The 20,218-nt window shown below is 31.6% G+C and carries 11 protein-coding genes and 1 tRNA gene; 11 read left to right on the plus strand and 1 reads right to left on the minus strand.

What is annotated here, in order from left to right:
- Positions 1-3: 3 nt before the first annotated feature.
- The 10 genes from ACNI28_RS12750 (at position 4) to ACNI28_RS12795 (ending at position 19,203) form a co-directional block, all read left to right on the plus strand.
- On the plus strand, positions 4-1,968 hold the full coding sequence (locus tag ACNI28_RS12750; protein WP_419764643.1) for a DEAD/DEAH box helicase: 1,965 nt from the start codon (positions 4-6) through the stop codon (positions 1,966-1,968).
- Positions 1,961-3,166: a GIY-YIG nuclease family protein gene (locus tag ACNI28_RS12755; RefSeq protein WP_419764644.1), complete on the plus strand. Its 1,206-nt coding sequence runs from the start codon at positions 1,961-1,963 to the stop codon at positions 3,164-3,166. The genes ACNI28_RS12750 and ACNI28_RS12755 overlap by 8 nt, the downstream gene beginning before the upstream one ends.
- Before the next feature lie 193 nt (positions 3,167-3,359).
- Positions 3,360-3,512: a hypothetical protein gene (locus ACNI28_RS12760; RefSeq protein WP_419764645.1), complete on the plus strand. Its 153-nt coding sequence runs from the start codon at positions 3,360-3,362 to the stop codon at positions 3,510-3,512.
- On the plus strand, positions 3,484-4,107 hold the full coding sequence (locus tag ACNI28_RS12765) for a Fic/DOC family protein (protein WP_419764646.1): 624 nt from the start codon (positions 3,484-3,486) through the stop codon (positions 4,105-4,107). Before ACNI28_RS12760 ends, ACNI28_RS12765 begins: the two co-directional genes overlap by 29 nt.
- Positions 4,108-4,215: 108 nt before the next feature.
- Positions 4,216-4,899 carry a HesA/MoeB/ThiF family protein gene (locus ACNI28_RS12770; protein ID WP_419764647.1) on the plus strand — a complete coding sequence of 228 codons (684 nt, stop codon included), beginning with the start codon at positions 4,216-4,218 and terminating at the stop codon, positions 4,897-4,899.
- A gap of 124 nt (positions 4,900-5,023) precedes the next feature.
- A complete protein-coding gene (carB, locus tag ACNI28_RS12775; RefSeq protein ID WP_419764648.1) occupies positions 5,024-8,263 on the plus strand; it encodes a carbamoyl-phosphate synthase large subunit in 3,240 nt (1,079 codons plus the stop codon).
- A complete protein-coding gene (locus tag ACNI28_RS12780) occupies positions 8,263-8,706 on the plus strand; it encodes a Sua5 YciO YrdC YwlC family protein (protein ID WP_419764649.1) in 444 nt (147 codons plus the stop codon). The genes carB and ACNI28_RS12780 overlap by 1 nt, the downstream gene beginning before the upstream one ends.
- A 61-nt stretch (positions 8,707-8,767) precedes the next feature.
- On the plus strand, positions 8,768-10,063 hold the full coding sequence (locus tag ACNI28_RS12785) for an ATP-binding protein (RefSeq protein ID WP_419764650.1): 1,296 nt from the start codon (positions 8,768-8,770) through the stop codon (positions 10,061-10,063).
- 131 nt (positions 10,064-10,194) lie between these two features.
- On the plus strand, positions 10,195-18,939 hold the full coding sequence (locus ACNI28_RS12790) for a tandem-95 repeat protein (protein ID WP_419764651.1): 8,745 nt from the start codon (positions 10,195-10,197) through the stop codon (positions 18,937-18,939).
- Between the two features lie 188 nt (positions 18,940-19,127).
- Positions 19,128-19,203: transfer RNA gene (locus ACNI28_RS12795), tRNA-Glu, on the plus strand.
- 87 nt (positions 19,204-19,290) lie between these two features.
- Here the strand turns inward: ACNI28_RS12795 and ACNI28_RS12800 are convergent.
- Entirely contained in the window at positions 19,291-19,617 is a 327-nt protein-coding gene (locus ACNI28_RS12800) for a hypothetical protein (protein WP_419764652.1), read from the minus strand.
- A gap of 153 nt (positions 19,618-19,770) precedes the next feature.
- Between ACNI28_RS12800 and ACNI28_RS12805 the strand changes: the two genes are divergently transcribed.
- Positions 19,771-20,199: an ion channel gene (locus ACNI28_RS12805; RefSeq protein ID WP_419764653.1), complete on the plus strand. Its 429-nt coding sequence runs from the start codon at positions 19,771-19,773 to the stop codon at positions 20,197-20,199.
- The last annotated feature ends 19 nt before the right edge of the window (positions 20,200-20,218 follow it).

The raw sequence follows: 20,218 nt of genomic DNA on the forward strand, positions 1-20,218 counted from the left end.
TAAATGCCTGATTTAGTACATGTAACATACCAACAAACAGGAAAAAGTAAAAAAACAAATGAATTAGGTATGCGTGAAATGCAAGAAAAAGCATATGCAGGTAGAAGTGCACAATATTTACTTTTAAAAGCACCTCCTGCCTCTGGAAAGTCTAGAGCATTGATGTTTGTTGCTTTAGATAAGCTTGAAAATCAAGGCATAAAAAAAGTTATTGTTGCAGTTCCTGAAAAGTCTATTGGAGCATCTTTTGAAACAACAGAATTAAAAAAAGATGGTTTTTTTACAAATTGGAGTCCAAATCCAAAATATAATCTTTGCACTCCAGGTGAAGAGAAAAGTAAAGTATCTGCATTTTTAAAGTTTTTAGAAGATCCTGATGAAAAAATTCTTATATGTACACATGCAACTTTTCGTTTTGCTTTTGATGGACTAGATGAAAAAAAATTGGATAATGCATTGATTTCTATTGATGAGTTTCATCATGTTTCAGCAGATGGAGATAATAAACTTGGTGAAGTTTTAAAAAATATTATGGCTAAATCAAAAGCACATGTAGTCGCAATGACTGGTTCATATTTTAGGGGAGACAGTAAACCAGTTCTAATGCCAGAAGATGAAGCAAAATTTATTCCTATAACTTACAACTACTATTCTCAATTAAATGGTTATGAATATTTAAAATCTTTGGGTATAGGGTATCATTTTTATACGGGAAGATATTTTAAAAAACAGCCCGATAAAGAGATGTCAGCATTAGCAGAAATTTTAGATGAAAATAAAAAAACTATTGTTCATATTCCAAGTGTAAACTCTGTTGAATCATCAAAAGAAAAATATGAAGAAGTAAATCATATAATAGATGTACTTGGTGAAATGGAATACCAAGATGAAAAAACTGGTGTAATGTATATAAAAAGTGCTAAGTCAGGTAGAATATTAAAAGTTGCAGATTTAGTGAATGATAATTCTAAATCAAGAGATAAAATATCAAACTATTTAAGAAATATAAAATCTGCAGATGATATTGATATTATCATCGCACTTGGTATGGCAAAAGAAGGTTTTGACTGGCCTTATTGTGAACATGCTTTAACTATAGGGTACAGAGGTTCACTTACAGAAATTATTCAAATTATTGGAAGAGCTACAAGAGATAGTAATAACAAAACACATGCACAATTTACAAATTTAATAGCTGCACCCGATGCCCAAGATGATGATGTAAAAGTTGCAGTAAACAATATGTTAAAAGCAATTACAGCATCTTTATTGATGGAGCAAGTTTTAGCACCAAATTTTAACTTTAAACCAAAAGATTTAGGTGAAGATGATAATGATAAAGAAGATAAAACAACCATAAGAATAAATGGGTTTAAATTACCAACTTCACAAAGAGCAAAAAATATTATTGAATCAGATTTAAATGATTTAAAAGCTAGAATTTTACAAGATGACAAAATGCTTAAAGCAATGCCAGGGAACTTAGAACCTGAAACTATAAACACTGTACTTATCCCAAAAATTATAAGAGAGATTTATCCTGATTTAAATGATGAAGATGTTGAAGCTGTTAGACAACATGTAGTAGTAGATAGTGTTATAAAAAATGGTACTATTGAAGAACAAGGAGATAAAAAGTTTATAAGGATGGCAGGAAGCTTTATAAATATTGATGACATTCATATTGATTTAATTGATAAAGTTAATCCTTTCCAAAAAGCTTTTGAAATTTTATCAAAATCTGTAACAACACAAGTTTTAAAACTAATTGATGAGCATATTCAATCTACTAAAATAGAAATGACAGAAGAGGAAGCTATTATTCTTTGGCCAAAAATTAAAGAATGGGTTAATCGAACAGGGGAAGAACCTAGTTTACAAGCTTTTGATCAAAAAGAGAAAAGAATGGCAGAAGCATTGATATTTTTAAGAGAACAAAAAAGAAAAAGAGCGTTAGAGAATGAATAAAAAAACATTAGATGATATTTTTGATGATGATGAGTTTGGTTTATTAAATGTAAAACAAAAATCATCAAATATAAAAACTGAAGAAGATAGACTTATTGATGCTTTTGAAGAGATAAATATATTCATTGATAAAAATGACAGAGAGCCAAGTACTTCAAGTATGTCAGAATATGGTCTATTTGCTAAACTTCGTAATTTTAAGGAGAATGAAAAAGATAAAAAAATATTAAAGCCGTTTGACAGACATAATTTATTAGGTCATGTAGAAATTGAAGAAATCACTTTAGATGATATATTAAATGATGATGATTTAGGTTTACTTAAAGCGGATGATGAGTTAGATATTTTTAGATATAAACATACTCCTAGAAATGATAGTAGAGCTAAAACAGACTTTACAGCAAAAAGAAAACCTTTGGATGAAAAAGAGTTCCATAAGTATGAAATAATGTTTCAAAAGGTTCATCAAGATATAAAAGAAGAAAAAAGAACTCTTAAAGACATGGGAACTTATGAAGATGACTTAAAAGAAGGTACTTTTTATATCATTAGTGGTGTTTTATTATATCTTGAGTCAATGGACTTAGAAAAAACAACATGGGTCCAGAAATCGGGGAATAGAGAAAGAATTGAAGGTAGAACAAGAACAATATTTGAAAATGGAACATATAGTAATATGCTATTTCGTTCGTTAGGAAAACAGATTCATAAAGATGGAAAAATGATTACAAATATTGAGGACAAGGGAAAAGAAAACCTATTTACTAATGCTAATTTTGTAAAAGAAGAAGATAGACAAACAGGATGGATTTATGTTTTAAAATCTAAATCTAAAAATCCTGATATTTCAAATATAAATGATTTATATAAAATAGGATTTTCAAGTACATCGGTTGATGAACGAATCAAAAATGCAAAAAATGAAGCAACTTATTTATTTGCAGATGTTAAAAAAATAGCTACTTATCAAATTTATAATAGAAATGCAGATAAATTAGAAAGTTTAATACATAGATTTTTTGCAGAGACATGCTTGAATGTAGATTTATTTGATGACAAAGGTCAAAGGATTACACCAAGAGAATGGTTTGTAATTCCTTTTGAAGTGATTGAAGAAGCTATAGAGTTGATTTTGAATGAGACTATAGTAAATTATGTATATGATGCTATAAATAAAAAGATAAAATTTATAAATTAGTAAAATAAATAATAATCAAAAACTAGCAAAACTTAGAGATTGGCTTCTTCCAATGCTTATGAATGGACAAGTAAGTGTGAAAGATAGTGAGTATAAAAACAGTCAAAATGACTTATTAGTAGCCCAACCAAAACCTGAGTATAATTAATTGTCTGTTTGAATAATTTAAGATATAATTTTTAAAAGGAATAATATGAGTAAAAATCCAATAAATAAGCAAATTATCAAAGAAACAATAAAAGTTTCACAAGCGATTGAAGGTTATAATTCATCTACAAGAGAATCTGTAAAAAAAGCAAAAGAAGTAATGGATAAGTATGAAATTAAAGTATCAACTAAAAGATAATAACTTTTATTATACAAATACAGATATTTCAAAAAATAAATTTGATATACAAGATAGCCAAATAATACATGATATTGAACAAGAATTACTTATAAAGTCTTATGAAATATTTCTTGATGAACTAGACGAAAATACACTTTTTGATGAAAACTATTTTAAAAACTTACATAAAAGAACATTTGCATCACTTTATGATTGGGCTGGTGTATATAGAGATTTTAATATGGCAAAAGGTGAGAGTAGATTTTGTCAAGGTGCTTTTGTAGAGTCATCTTCTAAAAAAATATTTGAAAAATTAAAAGAAGATAATTATTTAAAAGATTTTGAAAACAGACCCAAAGAAGAATTTGCTAAAAAGTTAGCATATTATAAATGTGAACTCAATGCCTTACATCCATTTTATGAACTCAATGGAAGAATTACTAGGATGTTTTTTGACATGATAGTAATATTTAATGGATATAAACCAATTGATTATTCAACCATAACTCCAAAACAATATATTGATTGTGCTATTGACTGCGTTCAATATGCAGATAAAAGTGGATTTGAGAAAATAATTTTAAATGGATTACACAAAATTAAACCAAACTAAATCACTCAAGTATAATTTGACATTTGTCAAAGAAATTTAAAGAAAATCTGCTATTATTACAATATAAAATAATAAAAATAAACTATACTTATTTACTTAGGATTTGATATGCAAGAAGAATTTAACGAATACTTTAACAGACAGATAAAACTTTGGGGGCAAGAGACTCAAGACTCACTTCAAGGCAAAAAGGTAGCCATCATTGGAAGTGGTGGGCTTGGGTGTACTCTTGGTATCGCACTTGGAGCTTCTGGAATAGGGGAGTTTACTTTAGTAGATTTTGATACTGTTGGAGTGCATAATATCCATAGACAAATAGGTTTTAGAGTTGGAGATGATGGAAAGTATAAGTGTGAGGTTTTAAAAGAGCTTATTGAAGCTAGATGCCCTTATACTAAAGTAACTGCTTATAAGGAGTCTTTTCAAGATTTTGCAAAAAGAGGTTTAGAGTTTGACCTTATCATTGATGGAACTGACAACCTTCCCACTCGTGGAGATATCAACGAATACTGCATGAAAAACAATCAAGCTTGGATTTATGGGAGTGTTGAGGAGTTTCATGGTCAGGTTTGTTTTTTTGAAAAGGCATCTTATGAAGCTGTATTTCAAATCAATGACAGAAAACCAAACGGTATCGCTTGTCCTATAGTTATGCATGTGGGTTCTTTACAAGCAAATTTAGCCATAAGATACCTAGCTGGACTTCCTGTTAAAAAAGATATTTTATATTATCTTTCATTTGATGAAGAGGGTGTAATTAATTACAAAAACTTCAAACTTCCTACAAACTAAAATATAGAGCAATTCTTGCTCTATAAAAAAATAAACTTCAAAATAATTTTTCTCAGATAACCATTTTTTAAGCACTTTTTGGATATTATTTCCAAATTTTACTACATATACGGGGAACTAATAAATGCCAAAAAGAGAAGATATAAAATCTATATTATTAATCGGTTCTGGTCCTATTATCATTGGGCAAGCCTGCGAATTTGATTATTCAGGAACACAAGCTACTAAGACATTGAAAGAGTTGGGTTATAGAGTTGTTTTAATCAACTCAAACCCAGCCACTATTATGACAGATCCAGAGTTTGCTGACAGAACTTATATCGAGCCAATTACAGAAGATATGATTGCAAAAATAATCAAAAAAGAGAACATCGATGCAATCCTACCAACTATGGGTGGACAAACAGCACTAAATGTTGCTACTTCTATGTATGACAAAGGTATGCTAGAAGGTGTACACTTTTTAGGAGCTCATCCAGATGCTATTAAAAAAGGTGAAGATAGACATCTTTTCAATGAAGCTATGATAAAAATCGGGATGGATTTACCAAAAAGTGCAAATGCCTATAGCGTTGATGAAGCAATAAAACTTGCAAAAGAGATTGGTTTCCCAGTTATATCTAGAGCATCTTTTACCCTTGCAGGTGGAGGAAGTGGTGTTGCTTACAACATGGATGAGTTTAAACTACTTGCAGAAGCTGGAATTGAAGCCTCTCCTATCAATGAAATTGAGATAATGGAATCTATGCTTGGATGGAAAGAGTATGAGATGGAAGTTATCAGAGATAACAAAGATAACTGTATCATCGTATGTTCTATTGAAAACTTAGACCCAATGGGTGTTCATACAGGAGATAGTATTACAGTAGCTCCTGCACTTACTCTTACAGATAAAGAGTATCAAGATATGAGAAATGCTTCATTTGCAATTCTTAGAGAAATCGGAGTTGATACGGGTGGTTCAAATGTACAGTTCTCTATTTGTCCAAAAACTGGAAGAATGATAGTTATTGAGATGAATCCTAGAGTTTCTCGTTCTTCAGCATTGGCTTCTAAAGCAACTGGTTATCCTATTGCAAAAGTTGCAACACTACTTGCTGTTGGATTTACACTTGATGAGATTGAAAATGATATTACAGGTACAACTGCATCTTTTGAGCCAGTAATTGATTATGTTGTTACAAAAATCCCAAGATTTACTTTTGAAAAGTTCCCTAAAGCTGACTCTACTTTAACTACTTCTATGAAATCAGTTGGTGAAGTTATGGCTATGGGTAGAACATTTAACGAATCTATTCAAAAGGCATTTTGTTCACTAGAAACTGGACTTATCGGATTTGATTCTATATCTACTGATATGGACCTAATTAAAAAAGAGATTAGAAGACCAAATGACAAAAGACTTCAATACCTAATGGATGGTATGAGACTAGGTCTTACAAATGAAGATATTTTTGAGTTATCAAAAATAGACCCATGGTTTTTAACAAAATTTAGACAAATAATAAATATAGAAAAATCAATAGATGAATCAATCCTAAGTGATGAAGTTAATATGAGAATAGCCAAATCAAATGGTTTTTCTGATGCTATGATTGCAAGACTTATTGGTAAAAAAGAAGATGATGTTTACAAGGCAAGAAAAGTATTAGAAGTAGATTTTGAGTACAACGAAGTTGATACTTGTTCTGCTGAGTTTAAAGCGCTTACTCCTTATCTTTACTCCACAACAAATGTAAATAGAATCCCACAAGTTAATAAAATAACAAATGAGAAAAAAGTTATGATTATAGGTGGTGGACCAAATAGAATCGGACAAGGTATTGAGTTTGATTATTGTTGTGTTCATGCTTCATTTGCCTTAGCTGAAATGGGTATCAAAACTATCATGTACAACTGTAACCCTGAAACTGTATCTACTGATTATGATATTTCAGATATTTTATACTTTGAGCCTATTGATTTTGAGCATGTTAGAAGTGTAGTAGAAAAAGAGAATCCAGATGGTGTAATCGTACACTTTGGTGGACAAACTCCACTTAAACTTGCAAATGCTCTAACAGCAGCAGGAGCTAAAATCATAGGTACTACTGCTGAAGTTATTGATTTGGCAGAAGATAGAAAAAAATTCTCAAAATTCGTAGAAGATGCAGGATTATTACAACCTGAAAATGGAACAGCAGTAGAAGTAGAAGAAGCTATTGAAATCGCTGAAAAAATAGGTTATCCAGTACTTGTAAGACCATCATTTGTACTTGGTGGAAGAGGTATGAAAATCGTATACTCTACAAATGAGTTAAAACAATATATGGACGAAGCAGTATCTGTATCAAATGATGCACCAGTACTAATAGATAAGTTCCTTGATAGAGCAATTGAGCTTGATGTTGATTGTATTTGTGATGGAAAAGAGGTATATATTGGTGGTATCATGCAACATATTGAAGAAGCAGGGGTTCACTCTGGGGATTCTGCTTGTTCTTTACCTCCTGTTTCTATAAGTGATGAGTTAATCAAAGAGCTTGAAACAAAAACAAAAAATATGGCACTAGGTCTTGGTGTGGTTGGACTTATGAATACTCAATATGCTATTCATAAAGGACAAATTTATCTTATCGAAGTAAACCCAAGAGCTTCAAGAACAGTTCCTTTTGTATCAAAAGCAACTGGTATGCCACTTGCAAAAGTAGCTACAAGAGTTATGTGGGGAGAGAGTTTAAGAAATGCTCTTGATACATATAATAGTGAACTTATTTGGGAAGATAATGGTGTGTTAAAACCAATACTTAAAAACCATGTTGCAATCAAAGAGGCTGTATTCCCATTCAACAAACTTAGCGGTTCAGATATGATTTTAACTCCTGAAATGAAATCAACAGGTGAAGTTATGGGTATCTCTGATAGTTTTGGTGAATCTTATGCAAAAGCACAAAGTGCAGCTAAAAACGACCTTCCAAGAGAGGGTAAAGTATTTATTTCACTATGTGATTTAGATAAAGAGTTTGCACCTAAAATTGCTCGTGGATTAGTTGATGAAGGTTTCTCAGTAGTTGCTACTGGGGGAACTCACAAAGCTATTGTAGATGCTGGAGTTGAGTGTGAAAAGGTTCTTAAGATTTCTGAGGGTAGACCAAATATCACTGACTCAATCACAAACGGTGAGATAGCACTTGCTATTAATACAAGTGATGGAAAAGAGTCATCAAAAGAAGATGGTAAATCTATTAGAAGAAGTGTTCTTAAGATGAACATACCATATGTAACAACAGCTGCTGCTGCTTTAGCTTGTCTTGAAGCTATGAGAGAAATCAAAAAGAGAGATGGATTATCTCCTAAATCTATCCAAGAGTTTTTAAATAGCTAATGAATCCTGATGCTGTTTATCTAGTACAAACAGATACAACTGTTGGCTTTTCATCAAATGACAATGAAAAGCTAGCACTTATAAAAAAAAGACCCAAAGAGCAAAAGATACTTAGAACAGTAGACTCTTTTAAAACCCTACAAAACTTTACAAGAATTCCAAATAAGCATAAAAAAAGAGTTAGAAGCTCAAAAAATAGTACTTTTATCTACCCAAATGGTGAGTCTTTTAGACTTATACAAAAGGATTCGCACTTTTATAACTTCATTAAAAAGTTTGAGGTTTTATATTCATCTTCAGCAAATGAAGCAAAAAAGAGCTTTGATGAAGAGTATACAAAGAGTGTAGCAGACGTTATTGTGGTAGATAAAGATGGTTTTTATGAAGATATTCCATCAAAATTATTTAAGTTAAATAAAATCAGATTTAAAAAAATAAGGTAATCTAAGACTTTATTAAGTCATAAGTTCATAGAATAAAATATTATTTTAAAAAGGGCAATTAATGTTTTTATATAGGGAAAATGAGCTTGCAATACTAGAAGATGATTTCTCTATACCAAACTCTTCATTTAATTTTGTATTTGGAAGAAGAAAGATAGGTAAAACTACCTTTATAAATAACTACACAAATAGTAAAAAAGCTTTTTATATTTCATTTTTAGAGATGACTAACTCTATAGCTTTTCAAAACATACATAAAAATCTAGAAGTCTTTTTTGATAAAAAAATAGAAAAGTTTGATAACTTTGAATCTTTTCTAAAGATATTAACAAAACAGAAAATAGAAGAGAAGTTAGTATTGATTCTTGATGATTTTCAAAATCTATTAAAAGTAGAAAAAGCTGCCTTAAGTACCTTTTATAAAACTTGGAATAAAGAGCTATCTGGTATAAATATACAAATAATCTTTTTATCTTCAATATATTCAAGCAATAAAGACGATGAATATATTTATAAAAAGTCTTCAAACATAATAAAACTAAACAATCTACCATATTCAAGTATCAAGGAGTTTATTCCTGATATAGAAGCTGGAGATATAATTCATATATTTAGTGCTTTGGGGACAAACCCAGAGTACTTAAAACTATATAATCCCAAAAAAGATTTTCTATTAAATATAAAAGAGAATTTTTTAAGTTATGAAGGACTTTTTTTTAGTGAAGGTATTGATTTTTTGAAAAAAGATTTAAATGAAATCTCTACTTACTCTTCAATACTTTATGCCATAGCTTTAGGCAATAACAAGATAGGTGACATAGCAAACTTTTTAAATCTAAAATCTACATATCTAACTAGATATTTACAAAAACTTATTGATATCATGATTATAAAAAAGCATGTGCCTTTAAATGAAAATATCAAAAAAAGTAAATTTGGAAGATATGAGATAGAGGACAATTTTATAAAGTTTTGGTTTTGTTATATATATCCAAACTATTCTGCTTTACAAAAAGATGATATATATAGTGTGATTAGCTATATAAGAAATGACTTTACTAGAACTATAGAACGTAGTGCATATAAAACATATATATTAAACTTAGTAAAAAAAGACCCATATAAATTTTTAGGATTTACACCAACAAATATTGGAAGCTGGTGGAACAATAAAGATACTCAAATCGATATTATCGCATATGATTCTAAAAATATTATTTTCATAGATACAAAATGGAGAGACTCTCAAAAGCTCGAGCAAAGCTACAGTTTACTCAGGGAAAAAGCTTCTGAGTTTAAAACTACACTAAATAAACAATATATTATTTTCTCAAAAACTACCCCTACAAAACAATAATTATAAATATGTTTAAAAACATATTTATACTCAAAATTAGCTAATAAAATCAAACTTTTAAGTTTTACTTAAGAAATATACTTGTCAAAAAAGATTAAAATTAATGTATAAAGATAATTAAAGGATTGATTATGGCATCTCAAATTACAATTAAAAGTCCAAATGGTGAAAACAAATCATACGAAATAAGTGAAACAGATTTAATTAATGTCCAAAAAGGTGATTATGTATTTGTACCTGAATTGGCAACTTCTCTAAGTCTTGAAATAGTTGATGGTTCATTAAAAATTACATTTCCTGATGGACATAATGTAGTAGTTCAAAACATAGTTGATTTTATAAGTGAAAATAATGGTGAATCAATCAATGGACTAATGGATAAATTAGACATAACTGCTATTGCCTTTATGAACGAAAATGGTGAGTATGAAGAAGTAAGTTTTTTTGAACAACTTTTAGCTTTAATTGAAGAAGCAGCTGCTGGTAATAAAGTAGAATCATTGAATAATCTTGGAAATGATACAACTTTATCTGATGAACCTCTTAATCCTAATGATGAAAATGAAAACAATGATGATAGAGAAAGATCAACAAGAGATGAATTGTCATTCTCAAGTACAAGTAGTAGTAATAATGCACCAACAGCAACAGCAAAAAGTGATGCTGTTTTAGAAGATGAAATTATTAATGGAAAAGTGGCATTTTCAGATATAGATGGAACAGCAACAATTGGACTAACAGCTGGAAGGGTGGCACCAGAAGGATTTACAATCAATCCTGATGGTACTTATACTTTTGATGCTAATTCATATGATTATTTATCTGAAGGAGAAAAAGAAACTTTTTCTATTCCTTTAACTGTAACAGATAATGAAGGGGCAACAACAACTACAGTATTGACTGTCTCAATTACTGGGACAAATGATGCACCAACACTAACAGTAGAAAATACAAAAACAGTAGATGAAGATGGAAGTACAACAATAACATTCACAGCTTCTGATATAGATGGAACAACAACTACAAATGCAACAGCAGAACATGGAACAGTAAGTGTAAATGAAAATGGAACAATCACATATACACCAGATGCAAACTATAATGGTGCAGATACAATAACAGTAACTTCAACAGATGATGATGGAGCAACAGTAACACAAACATCTGCAATCACAGTAAATGATGTAAATGATGCACCAACACTAACAGTAGAAAATACAAAAACAGTAGATGAAGATGGAAGTACAACAATAACATTCACAGCTTCTGATATAGATGGAACAACAACTACAAATGCAACAGCAGAACATGGAACAGTAAGTGTAAATGAAAATGGAACAATCACATATACACCAGATGCAAACTATAATGGTGCAGATACAATAACAGTAACTTCAACAGATGATGATGGAGCAACAGTAACACAAACATCTGCAATCACAGTAAATGATGTAAATGATGCACCAACACTAACAGTAGAAAATACAAAAACAGTAGATGAAGATGGAAGTACAACAATAACATTCACAGCTTCTGATATAGATGGAACAACAACTACAAATGCAACAGCAGAACATGGAACAGTAAGTGTAAATGAAAATGGAACAATCACATATACACCAGATGCAAACTATAATGGTGCAGATACAATAACAGTAACTTCAACAGATGATGATGGAGCAACAGTAACACAAACATCTGCAATCACAGTAAATGATGTAAATGATGCACCAACACTAACAGTAGAAAATACAAAAACAGTAGATGAAGATGGAAGTACAACAATAACATTCACAGCTTCTGATATAGATGGAACAACAACTACAAATGCAACAGCAGAACATGGAACAGTAAGTGTAAATGAAAATGGAACAATCACATATACACCAGATGCAAACTATAATGGTGCAGATACAATAACAGTAACTTCAACAGATGATGATGGAGCAACAGTAACACAAACATCTGCAATCACAGTAAATGATGTAAATGATGCACCAACACTAACAGTAGAAAATACAAAAACAGTAGATGAAGATGGAAGTACAACAATAACATTCACAGCTTCTGATATAGATGGAACAACAACTACAAATGCAACAGCAGAACATGGAACAGTAAGTGTAAATGAAAATGGAACAATCACATATACACCAGATGCAAACTATAATGGTGCAGATACAATAACAGTAACTTCAACAGATGATGATGGAGCAACAGTAACACAAACATCTGCAATCACAGTAAATGATGTAAATGATGCACCAACACTAACAGTAGAAAATACAAAAACAGTAGATGAAGATGGAAGTACAACAATAACATTCACAGCTTCTGATATAGATGGAACAACAACTACAAATGCAACAGCAGAACATGGAACAGTAAGTGTAAATGAAAATGGAACAATCACATATACACCAGATGCAAACTATAATGGTGCAGATACAATAACAGTAACTTCAACAGATGATGATGGAGCAACAGTAACACAAACATCTGCAATCACAGTAAATGATGTAAATGATGCACCAACACTAACAGTAGAAAATACAAAAACAGTAGATGAAGATGGAAGTACAACAATAACATTCACAGCTTCTGATATAGATGGAACAACAACTACAAATGCAACAGCAGAACATGGAACAGTAAGTGTAAATGAAAATGGAACAATCACATATACACCAGATGCAAACTATAATGGTGCAGATACAATAACAGTAACTTCAACAGATGATGATGGAGCAACAGTAACACAAACATCTGCAATCACAGTAAATGATGTAAATGATGCACCAACACTAACAGTAGAAAATACAAAAACAGTAGATGAAGATGGAAGTACAACAATAACATTCACAGCTTCTGATATAGATGGAACAACAACTACAAATGCAACAGCAGAACATGGAACAGTAAGTGTAAATGAAAATGGAACAATCACATATACACCAGATGCAAACTATAATGGTGCAGATACAATAACAGTAACTTCAACAGATGATGATGGAGCAACAGTAACACAAACATCTGCAATCACAGTAAATGATGTAAATGATGCACCAACACTAACAGTAGAAAATACAAAAACAGTAGATGAAGATGGAAGTACAACAATAACATTCACAGCTTCTGATATAGATGGAACAACAACTACAAATGCAACAGCAGAACATGGAACAGTAAGTGTAAATGAAAATGGAACAATCACATATACACCAGATGCAAACTATAATGGTGCAGATACAATAACAGTAACTTCAACAGATGATGATGGAGCAACAGTAACACAAACATCTGCAATCACAGTAAATGATGTAAATGATGCACCAACACTAACAGTAGAAAATACAAAAACAGTAGATGAAGATGGAAGTACAACAATAACATTCACAGCTTCTGATATAGATGGAACAACAACTACAAATGCAACAGCAGAACATGGAACAGTAAGTGTAAATGAAAATGGAACAATCACATATACACCAGATGCAAACTATAATGGAACAGATTCAATAACAGTAACTTCAACAGATGATGATGGAGCAACAGTAACACAAACATCTGCAATCACAGTAAATGATGTAAATGATGCACCAACACTAACAGTAGAAAATACAAAAACAGTAGATGAAGATGGAAGTACAACAATAACATTCACAGCTTCTGATATAGATGGAACAACAACTACAAATGCAACAGCAGAACATGGAACAGTAAGTGTAAATGAAAATGGAACAATCACATATACACCAGATGCAAACTATAATGGAACAGATACAATAACAGTAACTTCAACAGATGATGATGGAGCAACAGTAACACAAACATCTGCAATCACAGTAAATGATGTAAATGATGCACCAACACTAACAGTAGAAAATACAAAAACAGTAGATGAAGATGGAAGTACAACAATAACATTCACAGCTTCTGATATAGATGGAACAACAACTACAAATGCAACAGCAGAACATGGAACAGTAAGTGTAAATGAAAATGGAACAATCACATATACACCAGATGCAAACTATAATGGTGCAGATACAATAACAGTAACTTCAACAGATGATGATGGAGCAACAGTAACACAAACATCTGCAATCACAGTAAATGATGTAAATGATGCACCAACACTAACAGTAGAAAATACAAAAACAGTAGATGAAGATGGAAGTACAACAATAACATTCACAGCTTCTGATATAGATGGAACAACAACTACAAATGCAACAGCAGAACATGGAACAGTAAGTGTAAATGAAAATGGAACAATCACATATACACCAGATGCAAACTATAATGGTGCAGATACAATAACAGTAACTTCAACAGATGATGATGGAGCAACAGTAACACAAACATCTGCAATCACAGTAAATGATGTAAATGATGCACCAACACTAACAGTAGAAAATACAAAAACAGTAGATGAAGATGGAAGTACAACAATAACATTCACAGCTTCTGATATAGATGGAACAACAACTACAAATGCAACAGCTGAACATGGAACAGTAACAGTTAATAATGATGGAACAATAACATATACTCCTGATGCAAACTATAATGGAACAGATTCAATTACAGTAACTACAACAGATGATGATGGAGCAACAGTAACAAAAACTTCAAGTATTACTGTTGAAGCCGTAGCTGATGCTCCAACTATTGATATGAAAATAGAAAAAGCTACAACAATTGATGATACTAGTGCTGTTGATATTTCTAAAGGATATACTGTTATTGCTATTGGAGCAAATGGAGAAGAGTCTACAATCTCTACTGTTTCAAATACTAATCATGACGGTTTTGGAGTAAGTGGAAATGCAAGTGGTGCTGATTCGGAGATAGGTTACAATGATGCATTAGGAGCTTCTGAAAAAATACAAGTTAATCTTGATAATGATGCATCTGATGCAAATGTTTCTTTTGCATGGCAGAATTCCAATGAAACAGTACAAGTTGAATTTTATAAAGATGGTGTACTTATTGATACTCAAACTATCCATGGTGGTTCTGATGGGGTTGATGATATTTATACTCTTAGCCCAAATGGTAGTGATACGTTTGATTCAATAGTATTTTCTGCCGCAGGTTCAGGAGATGATTTCTTAATACATGAAATGAATTTTAATTCAGTATCAATAGATGAAAATACAGGAGAAATTTCTGGAGAGATATATAGTATTAATCTTTCAGCAGCATTAGCAGATACAGATGGAAGTGAAGTATTAACTGTGACAGTATCAGGTATCCCAGAAGGTGTTTCGCTTAGTGAAGGTATAGATAATGGAGATGGTACTTGGACAATTGAAGTTAATGGTAATAGCTTTGATGGAACTATATCTATGAGCGTTCCAAGTACTGTAAGCCAAGAATTTACTGTTACAGCAACAGCAACTTCAACTGAATCATCAAATAATGCTACTGCTAGTACAAGTGCAACTTTTGATATTGATGCAGGTACTTTTGTAACAGCTGATATTGCTAGTGAAAGTGATACAGGAATATCTTCAACAGATAATATAACATCTGATAATACACCAACAATTTCTGGAATCACAGAAAATGGGGCAACAGTTGTAATAACAGATGCAAATGGCAATGAAGTAGGAACTACAGTTGCAGATGAAAATGGTAATTATTCAATTACTACAAGTGCACTACCAGATGGAACACAAAATCTTACAATAACAGCTACAGATAGTGAAGGTAATACGGGAGTTGAGACACAAACAATAACAGTAGATACTACAGCAAGTGATATGGCTAATCTAGCAATCACTGATATAGTTGATAATACTGGTGATTATTCATCTGTTACTATGAAAGGTACAGGTGCAGAAGCTGGTAATGCTATTACAATTTTTGATGAAGCTGGCAATGCAGTAGCAACAGCTACAGTTGATGAAAATGGTACTTGGAGTGCGGATATATCAGAACTTAGTGCAACTGGTATAAACGACAATGAATTTTTCAGCGTAACAGAGACAGATATAGCTGGAAATGAAACAGGACAAACTGATTCTACACAATACTGGCATGGTGATTGGTCTGCAGCTAATACAGAATCAAGTGATGATTTTGTAATGGCAGGAAGTGGTGATGATACAATCAATACTGATGCAACACTATCAGGGACAAATGAAAATGGCACTGTTACAAGTGATAATGATGATGCTAATGACAAAGTAGTAATAGATGGTGGAGCTGGAAATGATACTGTAACATTTGGAAAAGATATTTCAGAATACACAATTACCACAGATGCAAATGGAAATACAATAGTAACAGAAACAGCTGCAAGTGATAGTGATGGAGATGGTATAGGAGATGTAACAGAACTTAGAAATGTAGAAACTGTAGAGTTTGCAGATGGTTCATATGATGTTGCAAATGGTACTTTTACTCCTGATAATACGGCACCAGAGGCAACTAATGATACTGTTTCAACAAGTGAAGATGTTGCACTAGCTTTATCTATCAATGATTTTGGATATAGCGATTCTGATGGAGATTCTATGAGTGCTATTCAAATAGTATCTTTACCAATTGCAGGAGCTATCACACTAAATGGTGTAGAAGTAAGTGCTGGTGATGAGATAAGTGCAAGTGACATAAACTCAGGTAATTTAGTATTTACTCCAGAAACTAATAGTGATGCTGATGTAAGTTTTGATTTTAAAGTTAGTGATGGAACAGCGTGGAGTGATACTGCAACTACATCTATAACTGTTGATGCAGTTGCTGATGCACCTATAAATGTATCTATTGAAGTAGGACAAGGTACTGAGTCAGTATCTCTTTCAGAAGTTGTAAGTGAAAGTGCAAATGAAGCTGCTGGTATATATGAAAGAGATGGTAACTACTACCAAATGCAATCTCAAAATGTAGAAACACAAGTATTAGATATAGCTGCCTTAAAAGAAAAAGGTTACACAATAAATAACGATGGAGACTATTTTAAAATAAACTCTGATGGTGCCAAAGTATTAGTTGAACAAGAGTTTACAAGAGAAGTTACAAAAGTTGTTGATGCAGAACCTATTATGAAAACTGCAACAGAGACTACAACTTATGAAACACTTGGTGAAGCTCATATAGACAATGGTGCTGTTGTAAACGCATACAATACAGTAAGTTTTGATTTTGCAGAACCAACATCAAATATAGAGCTAGACTTTAGTAACTTTGATAGTGGAATGGCAAAAATAAGCTTTTATGATGCAAATGGAAATCAAGTTGGAGATGACATAAGTCAGTATCATGTTAATGATTCTAGAGGTTATACAGTACCAGATGGTGCTGTTGGAGTATCTGTTTCTAATATGGATAGTAGTAGTGACTTTACTATTGATACTATTTCATATAGAGGAGAGCCAGGAGAAGTTACTGTTGAAGCTGGTGGGTTAGTTCCTGATTATGCAGCTATGGAAGCAGCAGGTATTACATGGACAGAAACACAAAGTGAAACAATAACTCAAAGTGCAGATATTACAAATATTGGTAATATAGGTGATAGTAATGTTAGAGGGTTTAACCCTGAAGACCATGAAACTAGTCAAGTATTTGATTTTGGAGCAGACTTAGCATATAGAGAAGTCACAATTACTGTAAACATGGATGTAAAAGGTTCTTGGGATAATAACTCTTCTAGTACAAATGACTATTTTAGAGTTAGTGCAAATGGACAAGAACTTGATGTAAATTATTATTCTAATAGATCATATGGACATGAGTCTGAAGAAGTTTCATATTTAGGTTGGGATAATTTTGAAAACTATACTTATGAATATCAAGTATATCTTGATGAAAATGGACAAGCACAGTTAGACTTTATGGTAGCTTCAACTGCAGATAATGAAACTGTTGATGTGAAAAATATAGATGTCGCATATGAAGGTCAAACTGGATGGGTAAAAGAAGTAACTGAGACAGAAACATACACAGAAAGTGTGTTAGTTGATGCACCTGCAGAGCAAGTTCAACCTGAAGATATTCCAGGTGGTGTACCTATGAAAACTTTAGTTCAGTCACATCAAGTTGAAGTTGAAGTTGACCCAAAAATGACTACAGTATCAGAAGTGATTGCTACTATTTATCCTGTAGATATAGTTGCAGCATTGGCAGATGTAGATGGAAGTGAAGCTCTAAGTGTAACAATTACAGGAGTTCCAACAGGTGCTACACTAAGCCAAGGAACAGATAACGGTGATGGAACATGGAGTATAAATGTTGAAGATGATGCTACATCTATTGGTGAACATTTAACTATAAGTGTACCTGCAGGAACGGAAAACTTTGATTTAGGAGTTACAGCAACAGCAACTGAAACTAGTACAGATGAAGAAATAGCTCAAAGTGATACTGATAGTGTTGTAGTTGATTCATCTACTGAATCTAATGAAGATGCTAATACAATTAATGCAAATAATAATGAAGTTACAACAGGTACAGATGCTGATGATATCTTCAGCATAAGCATTGATGGTGAAGATCCATTGTCTGTTACACAAACTACAATTGATGGTGGAGAAGGTTATGATACTGTAGCTATTGCAGATGCAGGAGTTCTAGATTTTGATACCTTGATTGCTAAAAATGTTGAAGAAGTAAATTTAGAGAATAATCAACTTAATAGTTTAGAAATAGATTCTTCAGATGTTATAAATATGACAGACGATGACAATATCTTAAAAATCATTGGTGACAGTGGTGATGAAATAGGATTAACAAGTGAAGATAACGATAGCTCATGGGTTAAAACAGATGAAAGTGTTACAACTGATGATGGTGAAACATTTGACGTATGGAGAGATGACAACGTAACTGTTTTCATTGATACTGATATTACTGTTACAGATATATAAAAGAGGTTTTCCTCTTTTATATAAGATATCTTAATCTCTATATACTATAAAATACTTCTAATATATCCCCGTAAAATAGTTTTCTTGTTTTAAATCAATAAAGATAATTACATATAAAGCTAAAATTTTAAAAGATGAATAAAGTTTAAGCATAATTAAACAGAGGCTAAACTATAATTTCACTCTTCGACCCCGTCGTCTAGTGGCCAAGGACGACAGGATTTCCTCCTGTAGACTCAAGTTCGAATCTTGATGGGGTCGCCAATCTATAGATACTATAAATACAACTATTTAGTTTAAAAAAATATTTCTCATATCTTTTAAATTTATAAAAGGACATAGTAGTCGTTTTTAATCCAAATATATTACATCCAAATCTTCTACATGAGTATTATTTTTAATATATTCTAAAGCTTTAAGTGCAAGGGTATATTTTATGTTATTTACATCCACATTTTCAATAATCCAAAGTAAGTAATCACTATCCACATCGACCCATTTATAATTAGAAAATTTTCCAAAACCTATTTTTTGGGTTTCTATTGGGGCGTTATATGTTTTTTCTAATTGTTTTTTTGCTTGTATATTTCCCATATCTGCAAGACCATTAAGATATTCAGTTGATAGTTTATTCCACTCTAAACCGTAATATATACCAAAATCAATTGTATCTGACATCTATATGATCTCCTTTAGTTTATTTTATAATACTATTTTTTTCTTGCGGATATATTAATACAGATATTGACTTGTGGATTTAATGTTAATTCTAGTACATTACTTCTTAGGATAATTAACATATGATAAATCACTAATCAAAAAAGGAATTTTATGACTCTTTATAAAGTCGATGATTATGGAATAAAAGAATGGCACCCAATAAGTAAAATAGTATTAGGATTTATAATCCTCTATACTTATATATCTATAGCTTCTATCCCTTTATATTATGCAGAAATAGATTCAATCAATGCAAATATCTCATCATATAGAGATGCTTTTTGGTTACTACAAATGGCAGCTAGTACAATAGGTTTTGGAGATGTTTATCCTACCACTGAAATAGGAAGAGCAATTGTGGCTGTTTCCTTTTATGTTGGTGTTGGAATAGCAGGGTTTATTGGTGCTACTATTGCTGGATTTTTTACAGACTTTACAGATAAATCAGTTCAAAATAGAGAGCTAAGAAGACAAAATGAGCAAATAATTGAATTATTAAAGAAACAAGAAAAAAGTTCTAGTGATAAAGAATTACTTTAATAAAAAGAATAAGAGGAGA

This window comes from Arcobacter denitrificans (SeqCode) (assembly GCF_048571185.1).
In the GTDB taxonomy this organism is placed as follows: Bacteria; Campylobacterota; Campylobacteria; order Campylobacterales; family Arcobacteraceae; genus Arcobacter; species Arcobacter denitrificans.